The 19,366-nt window shown below is 48.2% G+C and carries 18 protein-coding genes; 14 read left to right on the top strand and 4 right to left on the bottom strand.

Translation table 11 applies throughout. From position 1 onward, the window contains the following. Positions 1-4 precede the first annotated feature (4 nt). The 6 genes from OGY04_RS19070 to ldtA all read left to right on the top strand — a co-directional run bounded on the left by OGY04_RS19070 (position 5) and on the right by ldtA (position 5,765). Positions 5-820, top strand: coding sequence for an energy-coupling factor ABC transporter ATP-binding protein (locus OGY04_RS19070; protein WP_003839037.1), 816 nt, complete (start codon positions 5-7; stop codon positions 818-820). Next, positions 817-2,337, top strand: coding sequence for a cobyric acid synthase (locus OGY04_RS19065; RefSeq protein ID WP_286585860.1), 1,521 nt, complete (start codon positions 817-819; stop codon positions 2,335-2,337). The genes OGY04_RS19070 and OGY04_RS19065 overlap by 4 nt, the downstream gene beginning before the upstream one ends. Then, complete coding sequence (gene cobU, locus OGY04_RS19060) at positions 2,334-2,879, top strand: bifunctional adenosylcobinamide kinase/adenosylcobinamide-phosphate guanylyltransferase (RefSeq protein ID WP_008785131.1); 546 nt, start codon at positions 2,334-2,336, stop codon at positions 2,877-2,879. The genes OGY04_RS19065 and cobU overlap by 4 nt, the downstream gene beginning before the upstream one ends. Then, positions 2,876-3,619 (top strand): adenosylcobinamide-GDP ribazoletransferase, encoded by a 744-nt coding sequence (cobS, locus tag OGY04_RS19055; protein ID WP_003834082.1) that lies wholly within the window; start codon positions 2,876-2,878, stop codon positions 3,617-3,619. The genes cobU and cobS overlap by 4 nt, the downstream gene beginning before the upstream one ends. A 24-nt stretch (positions 3,620-3,643) precedes the next feature. Next, a complete protein-coding gene (gene cobT / locus OGY04_RS19050; RefSeq protein ID WP_048216014.1) occupies positions 3,644-4,708 on the top strand; it encodes a nicotinate-nucleotide--dimethylbenzimidazole phosphoribosyltransferase in 1,065 nt (354 codons plus the stop codon). A gap of 127 nt (positions 4,709-4,835) precedes the next feature. Further along, complete coding sequence (ldtA, locus tag OGY04_RS19045) at positions 4,836-5,765, top strand: L,D-transpeptidase (RefSeq protein ID WP_057067531.1); 930 nt, start codon at positions 4,836-4,838, stop codon at positions 5,763-5,765. Between the two features lie 24 nt (positions 5,766-5,789). On the opposite strand, the gene OGY04_RS19040 is transcribed toward ldtA, so the two are convergent. The 3 genes from OGY04_RS19040 to OGY04_RS19030 are packed head-to-tail and all read right to left on the bottom strand — an operon-like array spanning position 5,790 to position 9,193. Then, complete coding sequence (locus OGY04_RS19040) at positions 5,790-6,473, bottom strand: ABC transporter ATP-binding protein (RefSeq protein WP_032669186.1); 684 nt, start codon at positions 6,471-6,473, stop codon at positions 5,790-5,792. A gap of 10 nt (positions 6,474-6,483) precedes the next feature. Next, positions 6,484-8,172 carry an ABC transporter permease gene (locus tag OGY04_RS19035; protein WP_286585858.1) on the bottom strand — a complete coding sequence of 563 codons (1,689 nt, stop codon included), beginning with the start codon at positions 8,170-8,172 and terminating at the stop codon, positions 6,484-6,486. Beyond that, entirely contained in the window at positions 8,156-9,193 is a 1,038-nt protein-coding gene (locus OGY04_RS19030) for an extracellular solute-binding protein (protein ID WP_003834073.1), read from the bottom strand. The genes OGY04_RS19035 and OGY04_RS19030 overlap by 17 nt, the downstream gene beginning before the upstream one ends. Positions 9,194-10,227: 1,034 nt before the next feature. Here OGY04_RS19030 and OGY04_RS19025 point away from each other — a divergent pair. From OGY04_RS19025 to OGY04_RS19015, 3 genes are read left to right on the top strand one after another with little or no spacing between them, the layout of a single operon-like run. Next, positions 10,228-11,136 (top strand): hypothetical protein, encoded by a 909-nt coding sequence (locus OGY04_RS19025; protein WP_286585857.1) that lies wholly within the window; start codon positions 10,228-10,230, stop codon positions 11,134-11,136. 11 nt (positions 11,137-11,147) lie between these two features. Next, positions 11,148-11,615: a serine/threonine protein kinase gene (locus OGY04_RS19020; protein ID WP_286585856.1), complete on the top strand. Its 468-nt coding sequence runs from the start codon at positions 11,148-11,150 to the stop codon at positions 11,613-11,615. Between the two features lies 1 nt (position 11,616). Beyond that, positions 11,617-13,647, top strand: coding sequence for an AAA family ATPase (locus tag OGY04_RS19015; RefSeq protein WP_286585854.1), 2,031 nt, complete (start codon positions 11,617-11,619; stop codon positions 13,645-13,647). Positions 13,648-14,070: 423 nt separating this feature from the next. On the opposite strand, the gene OGY04_RS19010 is transcribed toward OGY04_RS19015, so the two are convergent. Further along, positions 14,071-14,970, bottom strand: coding sequence for a LysR family transcriptional regulator (locus tag OGY04_RS19010; protein WP_286585852.1), 900 nt, complete (start codon positions 14,968-14,970; stop codon positions 14,071-14,073). Between the two features lie 138 nt (positions 14,971-15,108). On the opposite strand from OGY04_RS19010, the gene OGY04_RS19005 reads away from it, so the two are divergent. The 5 genes from OGY04_RS19005 (at position 15,109) to OGY04_RS18985 (ending at position 19,358) form a co-directional block, all read left to right on the top strand. Continuing rightward, entirely contained in the window at positions 15,109-15,684 is a 576-nt protein-coding gene (locus tag OGY04_RS19005) for an NAD(P)H-dependent oxidoreductase (protein ID WP_286585851.1), read from the top strand. A 16-nt stretch (positions 15,685-15,700) separates the two neighbouring features. Then, on the top strand, positions 15,701-15,979 hold the full coding sequence (locus tag OGY04_RS19000) for a YciI family protein (protein WP_286585848.1): 279 nt from the start codon (positions 15,701-15,703) through the stop codon (positions 15,977-15,979). Positions 15,980-16,023: 44 nt separating this feature from the next. Beyond that, entirely contained in the window at positions 16,024-17,082 is a 1,059-nt protein-coding gene (locus OGY04_RS18995; protein ID WP_286585846.1) for an aldo/keto reductase, read from the top strand. Positions 17,083-17,154: 72 nt separating this feature from the next. Further along, entirely contained in the window at positions 17,155-17,883 is a 729-nt protein-coding gene (locus OGY04_RS18990; RefSeq protein WP_286585845.1) for a putative quinol monooxygenase, read from the top strand. 314 nt (positions 17,884-18,197) lie between these two features. Further along, positions 18,198-19,358, top strand: a complete 1,161-nt coding sequence (locus OGY04_RS18985) for an IS30-like element ISCfr4 family transposase (protein ID WP_286584749.1) — start codon at positions 18,198-18,200, stop codon at positions 19,356-19,358. Positions 19,359-19,366 lie beyond the last annotated feature (8 nt).

The following is a 19,366-nucleotide window of genomic DNA, read 5'->3' as shown; positions in this document are numbered from 1 at the left end:
AAGTATGCTTGCCACCTCAGCGCTTTGGTTTCGCTATCAGGATGACCCGATCCTCAAAGGGCTAACGCTGGATTTTTCGACGCATGCCGTCACCGGACTGGTAGGCGCTAATGGCTGCGGGAAATCCACGCTGTTTATGAACCTGAGTGGCTTATTGCGCCCACAGCAAGGCGCGGTGATGTGGCAGGGCAAACCGCTGGATTACAGCAAGCGCGGCCTGCTGGCGCTGCGTCAACAGGTGGCAACGGTATTTCAGGACCCCGATCAGCAAATCTTTTATACGGATATCGACAGCGATATCGCCTTTAGCCTGCGCAATCTTGGGGTGGATGAAGCTGAAATCGCTCGCCGCGTGGAAGATGCGCTTACGCTGGTCGACGCCCAGCATTTTCGCCATCAGCCCATTCAGTGTTTAAGCCATGGGCAAAAAAAACGCGTAGCGATTGCCGGGGCGTTGGTGTTGCAGGCGCAGTATCTGCTGCTGGATGAACCTACTGCGGGCCTCGACCCGTCAGGCCGCACGCAGATGATTGAGATAATCAAACGCATCGTTGCGCAAGGAAATCACGTCGTAATTTCCAGCCATGATATCGATCTTATCTATGAAGTCAGTGATGCGGTGTACGTTTTACGCCGGGGCGAAGTACTCACGCACGGCACGCCAGGCGACGTTTTCGCCCGTACGGATCTTATTGAACAAGCGGGATTAACTCAGCCCTGGCTGGTGAAGCTGCATACAGAGTTGGGCTTCCCGCTGTGTAAAACAGAGGCTGAATTTTTTAGCTGTATGCGAGAGAACGCACTGAAGGAGGCGTCATGACGCAGGCAATAATGTTGCAGGGAACGGCATCTGATGTGGGTAAAAGCGTATTGGTCGCCGGGCTGTGTCGTATTTTTTATCAGGATGGACTGCATACCGCGCCGTTCAAATCGCAGAACATGGCGCTGAACTCTGGCATTACGCCAGAGGGAAAAGAAATGGGCCGCGCGCAAATTTTTCAGGCCGAAGCCGCAGGCATTACGCCAGATGTGCGTATGAACCCGGTGTTGCTTAAACCGACCAGCGATCGAAAAGCGCAGGTAGTGCTGATGGGTAAAGTGGCAACCGATATGGACGCGGTGAGTTACCACGAGTACAAGCCACGTCTGCGGGAACAGATCCTGTCAGTTTATAACAGCCTGGCGCAGGAGTTCGATGTGCTGGTGCTGGAGGGAGCGGGGAGCCCGGCAGAGATTAACCTGCGCGATCGCGATATCGTCAATATGGGTATGGCCGAGATGGCGCAGTGCCCTGTCGTTTTGGTGGCGGATATCGATCGTGGCGGGGTGTTCGCCTCCATTTACGGCACGCTGGCGCTGTTGCACGATCACGAACGCGCACGGGTAAAAGGGGTGATCATCAACAAGTTTCGCGGTGATGTGACGCTGCTGCACTCCGGTATCGAGCAAATTGAAGCGCTGACCGGCGTTCCTGTGCTGGGCGTGATGCCATGGCTGGATGTTGATCTGGAAGATGAAGATGGCGTTGCGCTGCAAAAGGGCAAGTATTTGCGCACTGACAAACGCGACATCGATATCGCCGTTGTTCAAATACCGCACATTTCTAACTTTACTGATTTCAATGCGCTTGCTGCGCAGCCGGACGTGCGCGTGCGCTATGTTCGCCAGCCTGAAGAGCTGGCGGGGGCCGATCTGGTGATTTTGCCGGGCAGCAAAAATACCCTTGGCGATCTGGTATGGCTGCGTGAAAGCGGGATGGCGCATGGCGTCGTGCAATTACATCGTAATAACGTACCGGTGGTTGGGATTTGCGGCGGCTATCAAATGCTCGGCGACACTATCATTGATGAAGTAGAGTCGGGCCTCGGTACGTTGCCGGGTCTGGGCTTACTCAATACAGTCACCCATTTTGCCCAGCACAAAACCACGACCCTGGTTGAGGGACAAATGTCTTCATCGCTGCCTGACTGGCTGGCGGGCACGGCGGGGTTATCCGTTCGCGGTTATGAAATTCATATGGGCGAAACAGCATTAACCGATGAATGCCAGTCGGTGATGACGTTGCACAAAGACGGTGGCAACGTTGTTGACGGTGCGGTCACTTCGGATGGCCTGGCGTTCGGCACCTATCTTCACGGTCTTTTCGACAGCGATGATTTCACCCGAGCCTTGGTCAATGGCCTGCGAGAACGTAAAGGGTTAGCTCCGCTGGATTCCACCTTCCATTACGCGCAATATAAATCGCAGCAGTTTGATCTGCTGGCGGATGCGATGCGGCAACACATCGATATTGAAAAAATTTATACCATCATGCAGCAACACCGGGAGCCAGTATGATGATTCTGGTTACTGGCGGCGCGCGAAGCGGCAAGAGTCGGCATGCGGAAGCGCTGATCGCTGATTCCCCAAACGTTTTGTATATTGCGACTTCGCAGATTTTTGATGAGGAGATGGCTGCGCGAATTCAGCATCATCGCGATGGACGTCCTGCGCACTGGCGTACAGCCGAACGTTGGCAACATCTTGATGAACTGATCACGACAGCGAACGATCCTCAGGAAGCTATTCTGCTGGAATGCATCACCACGATGGTGACCAACTTGCTGTTTGCGCTGGGCGGTGAAAGCGATCCGGACAGCTGGGATTACGCGGCGATGGAGCAGTCTATCGAAGGTGAAATCCGTTCGCTGATCGCAGCCTGTCAGCGCTGCCCGGCAAAGATCGTGTTGGTCACTAACGAAGTGGGAATGGGGATTGTGCCGGAGAACCGTCTGGCGCGGCATTTTCGTGATATTGCAGGACGCGTGAACCAGCGACTGGCGGCGGCAGCTGATGAGGTCTGGCTGGTGGTATCAGGAATTGGAGTCAAAATTAAATGAGTAAGTTGTTCTGGGCAATGCTCTCTTTTATCAGTCGCTTGCCCGTTCCTGCTCGCTGGTCGCAAGGACTGGATTTCGAGCACTATTCCCGCGGTATTGTAATGTTTCCCCTGATTGGCGTCGTGTTGGGAGGGCTGACGGGGCTGGTCTTTATGGCGCTCCAGCCCTGGTGCGGTATTCCGTTGGCGGCCCTTTTTGCGGTGCTGACACTGGCATTGCTGACCGGGGGATTTCATCTGGATGGTCTGGCGGATACCTGTGACGGCATTTTTTCGGCGCGCCGACGCGAGCGGATGCTGGAAATCATGCGCGACAGTCGTCTGGGCACCCACGGTGGACTGGCGTTAATTTTCGTTTTACTGGCGAAGGTGCTGGTGGTGAGCGAACTGGCTTTGCGTGGCACGCCAATGCTGGCCGCGCTGGCAGCTGCATGTGTCGCCGGGCGAGGAACGGCGGTGTTGCTGATGTATCGGCATCGCTATGCCCGCGAAGAAGGGCTGGGCAACGTTTTTATTGGCAAAGTCACCGGGCGTCAAACCTGCGTTACGTTGGGATTAGCGGCGATCCTTGCCGCCGTACTACTTCCCGGCATGCGCGGCGTGGCTGCGCTGGTTGTCACAATAGTGGCGATTTTTATTCTTGGGCAGTTATTAAAACGCACGTTGGGTGGGCAAACCGGCGATACGCTGGGCGCTGCCATTGAACTTGGCGAGTTGATTTTCTTGCTGGCTCTGCTCTGAGTCAGCCCACATACTGGAACCCTTATGCAGACTTTAACCTCTTTACTCCGCACGATCCCATCACCAGACAGTGCCGCGATGTTGCGTGCACAGCAGCATATCGACGGCTTGCTTAAGCCGCCGGGAAGTTTGGGGCGACTCGAATCTCTCGCCGTACAATTGGCCGGGATGCCTGGCCTGAAGGGTGTGCCGCATGTGAACGGCAAAGCGATGCTGGTGATGTGCGCCGATCACGGCGTGTGGGATGAAGGGGTTGCCGTTTCGCCTAAAGTTGTCACGGCTATTCAGGCTGCCAATATGACGCGTGGAACGACCGGCGTCTGCGTCCTGGCCGCTCAGGCTGGGGCGAAGGTTCATGTGATAGATGTTGGGATTGATGCTGAACCTATTCCCGGTGTGGTGAATATGCGTGTGGCACGCGGTTGCGGCAATATAGCCGAAGGCCCGGCAATGAGCCGTTCGCAGGCCGAGGAGCTGTTGCTGGAAGTCATCCGCTATACCCATGAGCTGGCAAAAGACGGTGTAACGCTGTTTGGCGTCGGGGAGCTTGGTATGGCAAATACTACACCTGCGGCGGCCATTGTCAGCGTGCTGACCGGCAGTGATGCTGAGGAAGTCGTGGGTATTGGCGCTAACCTTCCTCTTTCTCGGGTGGGGAATAAGGTAGACGTTGTGCGCCGGGCAATTGCCGTCAATCAACCTGATCGCCATGACGGTGTCGATGTGCTGGCTAAGGTTGGCGGGTTTGATCTTGTCGGTATGGCGGGGGTGATGCTTGGGGCGGCCTCCTGTGGTCTGCCTGTGGTGCTGGACGGTTTTCTTTCGTATTCTGCTGCTCTGGCGGCCAGCCAGATTGCACCACAAATTAAACCCTACTTAATTCCGTCACACTTCTCCGCTGAGAAGGGCGCCCGCACCGCGCTGGCGCATCTTGAATTGGATCCTTATCTGAATATGGGGATGCGTTTAGGTGAAGGCAGTGGGGCCGCGTTGGCAATGCCGATTGTTGAAGCTGCCTGTGCTATGTACAAAAATATGGGGCAGCTCGCCGCCAGTAACATCGTGCTTCCAGATGGTAAGGAAGCGTAGTTACCGTTCAACCTGAACCTCGCCTGATGGCGAGGTTTTTTTATGCGCAAATATGTCGTAACCCACTAAAACAGATAATAAAAGCTATACTTAACGGATATCTGTTGCGACGAAGGAAAGGAAAAAGATGCGTCGTGTAAAACTGCTTTGTTCACTCATTATGCTGCTTGCGAGTCAGGGAGTGCAGGCGGTGAGTTATCCGCTGCCGCCAGAGGGGAGTCGCCTGGTGGGTAGCACTTTGACTATTACGGTTCCACAAGGAAACACCAAGCCGCTGGAGGCATTTGCCGCTCAGTACGGGCAGGGGTTGAGCAATATGCTTGAAGCCAATCCGGGCGTCGATGTTTTTCTGCCTAAATCGGGTTCAACGCTGGTTGTGCCACAGCAACTGATACTTCCGGATACCGTGCGTGAGGGGATTGTCATCAACGTCGCCGAGATGCGGCTTTACTATTATCCTGCTGGCAGCAATACGGTTGAGGTTTTACCCATTGGCATTGGTCAGGCGGGTAGAGAAACGCCGCGTAACTGGGTGACAGCGGTAGAACGTAAGCAGGAAGCACCAAGCTGGACGCCGACGCCAAATACCCGACGTGAATACGCCGCTCGCGGGGAAAGCTTGCCAGCATTTGTTCCTGCCGGACCAGAAAATCCGATGGGCCTGTATGCAATTTATATTGGCAGGCTTTATGCCATTCACGGGACAAATGCCAATTTCGGTATTGGTCTGCGGGTAAGTCAGGGGTGCATCCGTTTGCGGAATGACGACATCAAGTACCTGTTTGATACGGTGCCTGTAGGGACGCGTGTACAATTAATTGACCGACCGGTGAAATACAGCGAAGAGCCGGACGGTAGTCGCTGGGTGGAAGTACATGAGCCGCTGTCACGAAACCGTTCGGAATACGAGTCTGACAGAAAGGTGCCTTTGCCAGTCACTCCCGCTTTGCGCACCTTTATCAGCGGGAATGACGTGGATTTGAGCCGCGGGAGCCAGGCACTGGAAAGACGTTCCGGTATGCCGGTGAACATCAGCCTGGTACAGAAGCATTATTAATTTTCAGGGCGATCCTGTTTACCTTCAGGTCGGATGGGTCGCTTTTTTAATTTGATACTGCCCCATTTTTACCACGCCAATATGGTCAGCCATTAGCTGGGCTTCGTGTTCACTGTGGGTAACCAACAGCGCCGTTTGCCCGGCGGCGCGCAAAATATCCCGTACCTCGTTGCCAAGACGCTCACGCGTGCGCTTATCCAGGCTGGAGAAGGGTTCATCGAGCAACAGGATTTCCGGATGTGGCGCCAACGCGCGCGCAAGGGCGATACGCTGTTGTTGCCCGCCGGAAAGCTCATGCGGATAGCGGTTGGCATGGCTGTGTAACTCCACCATTTTCAACAACTCAGTCACTCTGGCCTGTTGTTCCTCACGCGGCATGCGACGCAATCCAAAGGCCACATTTTGCTGCGCGGTCAGATGGGGGAATAACGCATATTCCTGGAAGACCATGCCGACATGACGTTTTTCCGGTGGCAGATGAACGCCGGGACCGGCAACACGTCGCTGTGACACATAGATCTCTCCGTTTTGCAGGCGTTCAAATCCGGCTACTGCGCGTAGCACCGTGGTTTTTCCGCAGCCTGAAGCGCCCAGCAGACAGGCAATTTCACCTTTACGTACCGACATTGAAAATCCGCTCAGTACCGATTGCTGGCTGTTGCCATAAGCAACGTGTACATCCTGGAGTCGTAATGCAATTTCTGACATTGTTGCTCTCTTAACCACGGCGAGTCATTTGGTGACGCACCAACAAAATAACCGGTAGCGTGCCAGCTAAAACAATCATTAGCGCGGCGATAGCACCTTCTTCATAGGTTCCACGGGCGGCTTCCGCATACAGCAACGTTGCCAGCGTTTCAAAATTGACTGGGCGCAAAAGCAACGTTGTTGGCAGCTCTTTCATGGCATCAGCAAAAACCAGCAGGGCACTGCTGACTAACGCCGGGCGCAGCAGGGGAAAATGGACTCGTGCAAACGTCCCCGCACCATTCTCACCCAACAGACGAGACGCCTGTTCCAGCGAAGGTGGAATGCGGCCCAGACCAGAATCCAGCGCGCCAATGGCAATCGCCTGGAATCGCATGGCACAACAAATTACCAGCAGGATCCCGGCGGACATCAGCGGCAGGCCGCGAACATCCAGTAAATCTGCCAGCCAGCGGTCGACAGCCATGGCGGGGGTTAAAAAGCCAATCGCCAGAATTGTGCCGGGAACCGCATAGCCTAAAGAGGCCAGACGCATCACGCCGCGACGAAATCCCGGCATGGCGTTGTCTGCGGCGCTATGACGCGCGCTCCAGGCCACCAGCATACTGACGCAAACCACCACTAGCGTGGTTCCCGCTGCCAGCGATAGCGTATTTTGCAATGCTGACAGTAACGAAGAGGAAAGGGGGTTCTCATCGCCTATGCGTTTGGCGCTTTCCCAAATTAAAAACAGTACCGGAGCCAGAAAACCCAGCACAACCGGCAGTGAAATAACGCCACCGAGCAGCCAACCACGCCAGCCCTGCACGCGCGTAGGTTGAATCTCCCGCAGACTGCGGCTGCTGAATCCTTGTTTTCTGCGACCATAAAATTCCAGCGTCAGAATAAGGAATATAAACATCAGCATCATGCAGGCAATTTGTGCCGCGGCAGATAAATCAGACCGCGAGATCCATGTGGTGTACACGGTAACGGTTAACGTCTGTACACCGAGAAACTCTGATGCGCCAATATCGTTGAGCGTTTCCAGCAGTGCCAGACTGATCCCAACGGCCAACGCCGGACGAGCCATGGGCAAAGCAACACGAAAGAAGGTTCCGGTTGCGCTGCATCCCAGCGTGCGTGCGGCTTCCAGTAAATGAGCCGGTTGGCTAATAAACATGGCGCGGGTTGTCAGATACACGTATGGGTACAGCACTAATCCGAGCAGGATGATTGCGCCGGAAAGTGAGCGTAAATCAGGCAGTCGGAACTGTCTTGGGCTGTCAAAACCCAATAAAAAACGGATAAAGGTTTGCAGAGGGCCAATCGGATGCAGCAGATCGAGCCACGCAAAGGCCACAATGTAGGTCGGCATCGCCAGCGGCAACAGTAACGCCCAGCTAAGAATTTTACGTCCAGGAAAATCCCATGCCGTTACCGTCCATGCGCTGCCTACGCCAATCACGCCGACCATCACCGCGACACCGGCTAATAACAGCACGGTATTTTTTAGTGCGGCAGGCAGTACATACGTCAAGAGATTATCCCAGTGAGATAAATCGGCCTGGGTAGCCTGCCAAATCAGCGCAATGATCGGTGTCAGAACGCCAAGCGCTACGCACAGCGCGCCAAGATGTAGCGGCGTTAATAATGACTGCGGCCCGGAAACCAGGCCGCGTAACGTCGGAAACTGCAGAGGTTTATTGATCGAATCCAACTTTATCTACCAGCAGACTAGCTTGTTTACGATATTTAACGATTTCGGTTAACGGCGTTTTATCGACGTCGATTTCACCAATAGTTGCACTGATAACCGGATCAAGCGTCACGCCTTTCAGTACCGGGTATTCGAAGTTCGCTTTCGCATACTGCTGCTGGGCAGGTGCGGAAACCAGATATTCCATCAGCTTAACGGCATCGGCTTTATTTGGTGCATAGCGGGCTACAGCTGCGCCACTGATGTTGACGTGTGTACCGCCATTTTCAAAGGTGGGTTTAACGACTTTAATCGCATCGCCCCACTGACGCGCATCGCTGCCTTCTTTGGCGTTTTTCATATGGCCGACGTAATAGGAGTTGGCGAGACCAATATCGCAAATTCCGCCGAGAATATCGCGAGCAACATCGCGGTCGCCACCGGTAGCTTTACGCGCCAGGTTAGCTTTCACACCGCGCAGCCATTCTTCGGTCTTTGCTTCACCGTGATGAGCAATCATTGCGGCGATCAGCGCTGTGTTATACGGGTGCTGTCCGGAACGAATACAAACTTTACCTTTGTACTCAGGGCTGGCGAGTTGTTCGTAATGCCAGTTATCGATTGGCAGTGACTTCTCGGCATACAGCACGCGGGCACGCATCGACAGCGCAAACCACTGATTATCTGCGCCGCGCAGATTAGCCGGAATAGCGGTTTTCAGTGCTTCTGACTCTACTGGCTGAGTTACACCCGCTTCCACTAAATCAATGAGGTTACCGGCATCGACGGTCATCAGCAGGTCAGCAGGTGAATTTTTACCTTCAGCTTTAACGCGCTCGAGCATACCGTCCTTGATATAGACCGTACTGACTTTGATGCCGCTGGTTTTGGTCCAGCTATCAAGCAAAGGCTGGATTAGACCCGGTTCACGGGTGGTATAGAGCGTTAACGTTTCCTGAGCGAAAGCCGGTAGGCTAACAGAGAAGACCAGGGCAGAGGCAAGTGTGATACGGCGCAGTCCGGCGCGAGGCAGAGAATTCATCGTTTATATCCCAGAGTAATTGGAACGTACAGTGAACCGAGCGGGGGGCTCGTTCCTTTGGCTCGCGTACAATAAATGATAATCACTAGCACTTACAATAATTGCAAAGTTTAAACGATTTACATTTACATAACTTTAATCAACGTTGTGATGCGGCATGTAACAGCGGTGCAGAGCAGGCAGGGGGCTTATGAGAGGGATTTTATAGCGACCTGAAAAGCAAAAAGCCTGCTTAGTTTCCTAAGCAGGCTTCTTAAATATGGCTCCTCTGACTGGGATCGCCGTAGCCAATAACTGGCTAATAAGTAAGCTAAGCCTGAATTTCCTTTCTGTCAAGACCGCTAGAATGACCACCCATCGTTGCCGATTAATTAAAACGGGCTTATATACTTTGCTCATGTGTTGATCATTCTATGGTGAACTCTACATATGAAGGATGGGTAGTTGGGGTGAGCATCAAAAAGTCTGCTCTGTGCCAGAAACGGAAGTTGCTTACATGTTAGTTTACTGGGAGCAGGACAGGATGGGATGACCCCGAGGTTGTGACGGTACTTAGAGATGGATTTACGCACGTATGCTATGAAAAGGTTTTAGCTAAAAGGTTGAACATGACGAAATCTGTTTTGGTGACTCAACCATCTGAGGTGAACAAAATCAAAGGGATAGTGTAGTTTAAATCGATCTGAAGCGAGCTCTAAATACATCCTATCTAATTTTTTAATGGAATTTGATCTGCAATAGACAATATATCCATTTTAAATAGTTCCCGTATGAAATTTAATGAGTTCTAATGCTTGTTTCGAATGGTCAAAGATGATGAAGGGTAGCGCGTTGAGTTAAGGTCAAGAAAAACAGACAGTTAATTATGTCTATCAAAAATACCGTAGAAATAGCTAGAAATAACAACTGTGTGCATGTACAGTTGTTTGCATGGTTAACAAAGTTGCATTCAATGCTGTAAATGTGAGCGTTCAGGTTTACTCTCTATAGAACAAGGGTTTATAATCTGAAAAAGTAATTTCTATGGACTAGGAATGTTTACTGACCCGAACAGCGACCCGAAAGTATGGGAACAATATTTTAAGAGCATTATCCGTTTACACTATAAGCCAGCTAATTGCTGCGATTTGCCTGATTCGCAAAATGGTGATTTCGGCATTGAATGTTACACCCTATCAGGCCATGTTTTTCAATGCTACTTGCCCGAGCAATCAAGCGATGTTGAAAAACTAGTTAAAGCACAGCGCAAAAAAATAAATACTGACATTTTAAAATTCACAACTAAATATAAAGCTGATCTTGAATTATTGTTTGGCGAAACTAAAATTAGTAGATGGATTTTGGCTACGCCGTATAGTAAATCTGCAAAACTTACACAATATTGCACTCAGAAATCCTTACGAGTAAGAGAACTGAAATTACCGTATGTTGCAGATGACTTCCAGATTTTGGTGCAAACAGATAGTGACTATATAACTGAGAGGGCAGTTCTTCGAAGAACGAACTATCAGCTAAATCTAGATCTTAGTAACTCTACTGTTGATCATGCTGTATCATTTATTAATGAGCATGTTGATTTTTTGGATAAATTGAATTTGAAACTTCCAAAAATTGACCCTTCGGAATCAGTACAGGAAACTTATAGGCATTTTCTAATACAAAAATATCTTGATTATCAAAACCTTATCGATGAATTAAAACAGAATTGGGTTGATATTTATGAAGTTGTATATAAATGCATTCAACAAAGAGAAACGAACTTGGTTGGACTTTCTATGCTTACATCCTCAAGTGCGCAACCTGCCGAGAAGATGCTGAAACAAATGGAAGTTCTTAAAGAAAATATCGAAAAGGAAATACCTACACTCAAAGAATCAGATTTAGAAAAAATAAATTGGGGTGTAATATCGGATTGGTTAATTAGGTGTCCGTTAGATTTTTAACATGGTGAAAAATGAATATTAAAATAGAAGATATCATCGGACGACCTTTCACATTTACGCGGAGGCCGGAACATCTCCCATGTGAAATGAGACCTATGTGGCGATCTAGCCTTGTTTTAATAATATTCTCACTTATTGCTGCAAGAACTGGTTCATGCACATTGAAAAAACTTCATGTTGTCAATTGGTTGTTAAAGTCAGAAAAAAACACTACTGATTTTGCATTTTGGGTTTTGAATAAAGATAGTGTTAAGCCTGAAGTCAGAATGGATCCGACTTTGGATAGGGCAATTGAGCTTTTACTGGCCGATGGTTTTCTCATTCGCGAAAATGACAAGATGAAATTGACAGAAAAAGGGGATATTTGTGCGGTCAATTTACTTGCATTAGACGTCTTTCAAAAGGAATGTATTGTCTTAGGAAAACATAAAAAAGGTTTGACAGAGACTAATATAACCAAAATATTTCAGGTGGGATGATATGTCTTTTGAAATAATTTCTCTTAAAATAATAGTTAATACTATTGATGGACTATATGGTATTGATATTCCTTTCTCAACCGGCCTATTTCTTTTACGTGTTGAAAACTCTCATGGTAAATCAACGTGCATGAATGCCATTGCTTATGCACTTGGAATGGAAAAGGCTTTAGGCTTAGGTGGTGCAAAAATACCATTCCCACCATCTTTAACTAGAGCACTGACTAATAAGGATGGTAAAGAAGTTAGTGTGATTAAATCATATGTTGAATTAACAATAAAAAATAATAAAAACACTGTTGCGAAACTAAAAAGAAATATAGCAGGTTTTGAAACTGACAATATTATAACTATTGATGAGGTTAGTTCTGGTGGCGATCAAAGTACTGGCTCATATTTTCTACATCTTGAAGGAGATACTAAAAGAGAAAGGGGCTTTTACTTTTGGTTTTCTAAATTCCTTGATTGGAAACTTCCACAAGTTCCGAATCATAATGGTAAAGATACCCCCTTATATCCGTCCGTTCTTTTTCCTGCATGGTTCGTTGAGCAGAAAAAAGGTTGGTCATCTATCCTTGCTACAATACCAACTCAATTTGGCATAAAGGAATCAAAGAAAAGGGCTTTAGAATTCTTACTTTCTTTAGATGTCAATGATAATATATTAGAGCGAAGCTCTATAAAAAATGAAATAGATACTATAGGCTTTCAATGGAAGCTTATAAGGCATAATGCTGAGATTGTTGCAGCCAAAGTTTCTGCTATTGTTTCAGGAATTCCTGAACAACCCGAAGTAAAGTTTGATACTTATAAAATGGATCTGATTTTAAAGGAAAAAGATTCCATTATCGCAGCGATTGACTATCGAGTTAAACTCGAAGCCCAGTTAAAAACTCTTAACAGTGAGTATGTTAGTCCTGTGGATGATGAAAAACTTCAGAAAGAGGTTGTCCGTATTATTAGTTCTAAATTGGACGAAATTAATTCATTAGAGCTCGATTTACAAAAAATAAGTGATCACAAGAGCTATATAGCGCATCAAATTACCTCTACAACAGACAGGCTGAATAATCTCCTGGATGATAAAAGGAAATACGAAGATCTTAAAAAAATAGCTTCTTCAACTGTTTTTGATAATACTCATTTGAACAGTAATGAGTGCCCGACTTGCGGTGCTCCTTACAGTGATAACTTGTTAGACCTTTCACCGCAAGATAATCTCATGACTTATGAAAGTAGTTTGAATTTCATTAAAGAACAGATTAAAGCTTTTGAGTTCGTTTTGGAAGATAGTAAGAACCAACTTAAATTTAAAACATCAGAGCAGATAAAAACACAAGATACAATCGCCGCCCTAAAAGTCGATATAAATAGACTAAAGAAAAGAGATGACTCATCACTTGCTTTGCAAGAAGATGTTTTGAGAAGAAAAATAAATTTAGAAAATTCAATTGATAATATAACCAATGCCTATGCGGCACTAGCTGAAATAAAGCTTGAATTGAATGCTTTGCATGCAAAATACGTCAAGCTTATTTCTAAAAGAAAAGCATTGCCGCAGAGCGTACTCTCAACTAAAGATGTTGAAAAATTGAATTCACTGAAGTCCGGAATGGTAAATAGACTTAATAATTATAATTTCACCAGCTTTGCTGCAAGTCTTATCAGCATCTCAGAAGATACATACCTCCCTACAAGAGAGGGCTATGACATTGGCTTCGATACTTCGGCTAGTGATGGAATCCGAATTATCTGGGGGTATTTGTTAAGCTTGTTCTCTGTTGGTAGAGCATATTCTACAAATCATCCTGGGTTGGTTATATTTGATGAACCACGTCAGCAAGAAGCAAATAAGGTGAGTTTTGCAGAGTTATTGAGAGATGCGGCGAGATCGGCTTCAAATGGTGGACAAATAATTTTTGCGACATCAGAGGAAGAGAGTGTGCTTGTTGATGCATTGAAAGGCCATAACTATAAGATAGTATCTTTCGATAAAAATGACGGCAAGCTGATTCGTAAACTGGATGCATAAATAAGTTGCTTTTCTTTGCATGTAATCCGAAATGACATATCTATTATGCTCTGCCAGCTCTGAGGCTGGTTAGAGCGCATAATTCCACTGCATTAAAACCCACCTCTAAAGCGGGCAGGCGTGGCGGGGAAAGCATTGCACGCCCGGCGGGGTGTTAATTATTATTTATTCGTGTCTGAGCGCCTCGCTGTGAGGTTGTTGCGAAGTGCGTGTTGCGCAGTAATGTCGGCGTGTGACGTTGCTGAAGGGCTTCTGATGCGGGGTAGTCAAAAGCCGCCTTATGACGGCTGCGCGGTTTCGGTTGAACATGCATAGAATGATTTCTGTACAAAATGTCCGATCCTCGCTCTATGCAGCCTGATGACGCTGTTGCGAGCTGTTCAGCGCTTCAATCTGATGTGGGCGTTTAACAGGTGCCGGTAGCTATTTTGTGGTTTTCATGATTAAAAAATCAATCAGTGCTTTGACTCGCTTTGCTTTACCGGTGTTTTTTAAGTAGTAAAGATAAACCGCTGGATAGGTCTTCCAGTAAGGCATCATCAATGGGATAAATTGCTCTTTATCGGGCTGTAATTCATACACCGGTTCGAATAATCGGCCAATACCCAGACCGCTGCGTATTCCATCGGCCATGACATCAATATCATTGCTGATGATCTGCCCAGGCATCTCAACAGTTAATTGCTCACCTTTGTCTTCCAGAATCAGGGGGAGGATGCGGTTATTGGTGATAAAGCGATAGCCGATCAGTTGATGCTGATGCAAGTCCGTCGGCAGTTCTGGCGTACCGTGTTGTGCGAGATAGGCCGCAGAAGCATACAAACCCTCACGAAACGGTTTCATCAACTGGCGGGCCACAACGCTCTCTTCGAGGATATCGCCAAAACGAATGCCCAAATCAAAGCGTTCATCAATCATGTTTACCGTTCCGTCATAAACGGATATCTCAAGTTGTACTCCCGGATAGCTCTGGCAAAACTCCGCCATACACGGCTTCATAATAAGCAGGTAAGCAAAGCGCGACAGCGTAATTCTGACCAGCCCGGAGGGCTCCTGATTCAGATCTTTAATGCTTTCCACCGCACTTTCCAGTGACTGAACAGCCCGCGACGTCTGTTGCAGCAGTTGCTCTCCTGCGTCCGTTAGCTCAATGCGTCGGGTGGTGCGTACAAAAAGCGGGTGGCCAATATGTTGCTCAAGCAGTTTTAGCGCTTTGCTCACGGAAGGCGGTGTTATCTCAAGTTTCCTGGCCGCAGCAGTAATGCTCCCTTCACGGGCGATGCTCTGGAAAATACGGATTTGGTTGTAAATGACATTGTTCATGGCGTCATCCGGAAAAAGAAATTAAGTACATTATTAGCTATTGGCTAAGAGTGTATGAGCTATTACTGCTCTAAAAAACAGAATCAGGGTTGTTTATACTCATTCCCCGTTAAACAAACCACTGTTCAGGAAGCCAAAATGCAAAATGTACTGATTATTTCAGGTCATCCGAATCTTAATGAGTCCATTGGCAATGCCACTATTTTGGGTGAAGTCGCGCAAGCGCTGCCCGACGCCGAGATACGCTTTCTTGATGCTCTGTATCCCGATTACCAAATCAACGTGGTACAGGAGCAGGAAGCCTTGCTCAAAGCCGATGTGATTGTCTGGCAGTTTCCTTTTTCCTGGTATTCCGTACCGGGGTTAATGAAGTTATGGATTGACCAGGTGTTTGTTCACGGTTTTGCCCATGGCTCCACCGCAAAACTGGGTGGCAAAAAACTGATTATTTCCTTTACCGCCGGAGCACCAGAGGCCCTGTATTCCACGGATGGTTTGTTCGGTCACGACATTCAGCACTACATGACACAGTTTGAAACCACAGCCTCGTTGTGCAATCTGGCTTTACAGGACCCAATTTATACCTTTGGGATGAGCTACGCAGGACGAGATGAGGCCAAAATTCGGGAACAGAAAGCGATGGCGAAAGATCATGCCTTGCGATTGATTGCCACGATTAAAGAAACTGCGCCTGCTTTAAAAATGGCTGTCTGAAAGAGAGGACAAAAAATTGTATCTGATCAATATAGCAGTCAATGAAGATATTTCTCCTGATCAGTATGAAGCGCTTTTCATGCGTCATGTCAGCTGGTTTCAGCAGTATTTTGAGGCAGGCAAGTTTGTGCTCATCGGGCCTTATTCGGATCGCGAAAGAGCAGGGGTCATTATTGCTAAGACCGTAAGCCGGGAAGAGCTGGAAACTATTCTGAGTGAAGACGCATATTACCCCAATCTCGCTGACTATGAGATTCGAGAATTTATCCCGAAAATAGTGGGTAGCTGGCAATAAAAGACGTGGCAATTTCCATTTGAAAACGTGATTAGGAGATAATTATGCAGTATGTAAACCTGGGGCGAAGTGGTCTGAAAGTTTCACGACTGTGCCTGGGATGCATGAGTTACGGCGAGCCAGAACGCCTTCCTCAGCCGTGGTCGCTTGATGAAAATGCTTCACGACCGTTGATTCGACAGGCACTTGAGGCCGGAATCAATTTTTTTGATACGGCTAATATTTATTCAGGCGGAAGTTCTGAAGAAATTGTTGGTCGGGCGCTGCGCGATATGGCGTATCGGGACGAAGTTGTCGTCGCTACCAAGGCATTTTTCCCATGGCGTAACTCGCCAAACACCGGTTTTTTGTCGCGAAAATCGCTGTTTCAGTCCATCGACGACAGCCTGACCCGGTTGGGTATGGATTATGTGGATCTGTATCAGATTCACCGTTTTGATCACGGCACACCTGTTGAAGAGACCATGGAAGCACTTCATGACTTGGTGAAAGCCGGGAAAGTTCGCTATATCGGTGCATCCTCTATGGAAGCCTGGCGTTTTGCTAAGATGCAGCATGCCGCCGAGCGTAACGGCTGGACTCGCTTTGTCTCGATGCAACCGCAATATAATTTACTGTATCGGGAAGAAGAGCGGGAAATGCTGCCGCTGTGTGAGGATCAGGGCGTGGGTGTTATTCCCTGGAGCCCGATGGCACGCGGCAGGCTGACACGCGACTGGAATGAAACCACCCCCCGAACGCAAAACGATGCCTTTGCGCTGAAAATGTATGAAAACGCCGCACAACAGGACCAGAAGGTGGTTGAGGTTGTGGCACAGATTGCCGACGGGCGAGGCGTCCCTCGTGCGCATGTTGCGCTGGCATGGCTGCTGTCTAAATCTGTCATTACCGCGCCTATCGTCGGTGCCACAAAAGCGGAGCACCTTTTAACCGCAGTGGAAGCACTTAACCTGACATTATCGGCAGAAGAAATGGCACGGCTGGAAGCACCGTACGTTCCTCATATCGTTGATGGCATCGTACCGCCGCTGCCTGTACAAGCGCCACGACTCTCACCCATGAGAATCAACCTGGGAGTTGAGTGCGACGAAAATGGATTGTGATAAGGTGCGCTTACGCGCCTTGTCAGGAATAGTGACACACAACTTATTCCCGCCGAAAAAGCGAGGTCATTTATGAAAGCCGGGATTTCTTTACCACTTTTGTTGGCTCTGAGCTGTTCTGCTGTTGCGCAGGAGCAGAAAGTGCCTGTTTCGCCCGTGTTCAATATTTTTGAACTCGTCATCAAGCAAGATAAAAATAACGCATATAACAACCTGGCTGAAAAAAATATTACCGCTTCGGTAACCAGCGAACCTGGAACTCTGGCGATGTATTCGGCCCATAATAAAACGAACCCGTCAGTGGTTTATGTGTTTGAAATTTATGTCGACAGCGATGCTTACGAAAAACACCTGAACTCAACGAGCTATAAAGATTTTTTGCGTCATTCGGGGGATATTCTGGAGACGAGTCAAAAGCGTAGATTTGATTTGATGCCGCAATTTCTGGCAGATAAAAAAATTGTGCAAAACAATAGCACGATCAATAACTTTATCATCGTTGAGGTGAAACCAGCGCTTGGGCAGGCTTTTCGCGATGTTGTTTTACCCGAAATGACACAGTCCATTAAGCTGGAGGAGGGGGTTCTGGCGATGTACGCCACTATTGATAAAGCTAACCCCAACCGTTGGTATTTCTATGAAATATACGCCAGCGAAGAGGCTTATCAGGCCCATCGGCTGACCCCTCATTTTAAACAATACATTGAGCAGACAGCCGAAATGACGACTGATAAAGAGGCCATTGCAATTAATCCAGGCAAGTTTGTGAATAAAGGCGGCCTGATGTATGAAATTAAGTGAATGTCAGCCCCACCTGGTGAGTAGGCTGCAAAAAATTAATTCAGTTCTGACGTTCAGAAGGCTCGTCTATAAGATAAAAAGAGTGCATGAGCGTAAGGATTGACAATCCAGATACACATTCCACCTTCGTTACGTTTAGCCGATATATCTGGATAATGCTGGTTGATTCAGCATATCGATGTCGTTGCTATTTTTCGCCTCAACATTATCGCTGTCAAAGACCGGATATAGAAGGTTTTTGGTGTAAAGTCCGCTCCTCGTTGTGAGTTCAATGGGTCGATGCAACGCTATCCTTAATCAAGGGGGACGTTGCCATGAAACGAAGAACGCGCATTTACTACACGCCTGAACAGAAAGCGATTATCTGGGACAGATATAAGCAAGGTGATTCCCTGCATGATATCGCAAGGATGTTCGACAGATATCATTCTTCTATCATGCCCACTATCCACCAGACTGGTGGATACCGTCCCCCTGTCCGAAAGCGACACCGATTAGCGCTTTCGCTAGACGAAAGAGAAGAGATATCCAGAGGGCTGGTAGCAAAACGCAGCATCAGGGACATCGCTGCCAAATTATCAAGAGCGCCCTCAACGATTAGCCGCGAGGTCAGTAGGCACGGTGGTGCAAAACAATACCGTGCAGCAAAAGCCGATGCTACTGCGTGGGAAAATGCCCTGAGACCAAAACCTTGCAAGCTAATTGAAAGCCCCGCATTGTGTAAAATTATTGCAGAGAAGATGCATCAGGACTGGTCGCCGGAACAGATCGCCGGTTGGCTGAAACGCTGTTATCCGGATAATCAGGAAATGCATGTGTCACACGAAACGATTTATAAAACGCTTTTTATACAAACCCGGGGAGCATTAAAAAAAGAGCTGCAGCAATGCCTTAGAAGCGGAAGAGTCGTGCGTAGATCCAGAACGTCATCGCTTAAAGGGAAAGGATTAGGGTCAATCCCGAACACGATACCTATCAGCGAAAGGCCACCAGAGGCGGCTGACAGAGCTATTCCAGGTCACTGGGAAGGTGACTTGATTCAGGGCTCGAAAAACTCCTATATCATCACCCTCGTAGAACGTCATTCCCGTTTTGTTATGCTGGCGAAGATCAGAGACAACAAGACCATAACAGTTATATCTGCACTCATCAGACAAGCCCGGGAATTACCTGCTGAGCTTTATAAAACATTAACTTGGGATCGTGGCGCTGAAATGACCAGCCACACACGATTTACTATAGCGACAGACATTCAGATTTATTTTTGTGATCCTCAATCTCCCTGGCAACGTGGCTCAAATGAAAATACGAACAGATTGCTCAGACAATATTTTCCAAAAGGAACTGACTTATCGGTTCACAGCCAGCAAAGACTTAACAGTGTTGCCAGACAGCTCAACGAAAGGCCGAGAAAAACGCTAGACTATGAATCACCAGCAGAACGGTTCAATAAGTGTGTTGCGTCCATCAGTTGAACTCACAG

Origin of the sequence: Citrobacter sp. Cpo091 (assembly GCF_030332645.1) — a bacterium.
Classification (GTDB): domain Bacteria; phylum Pseudomonadota; class Gammaproteobacteria; order Enterobacterales; family Enterobacteriaceae; genus Citrobacter; species Citrobacter portucalensis.
The sequence above is the reverse complement of the archived record's forward strand: the minus strand, read 5'-3'. Positions and strand labels throughout refer to the sequence as shown.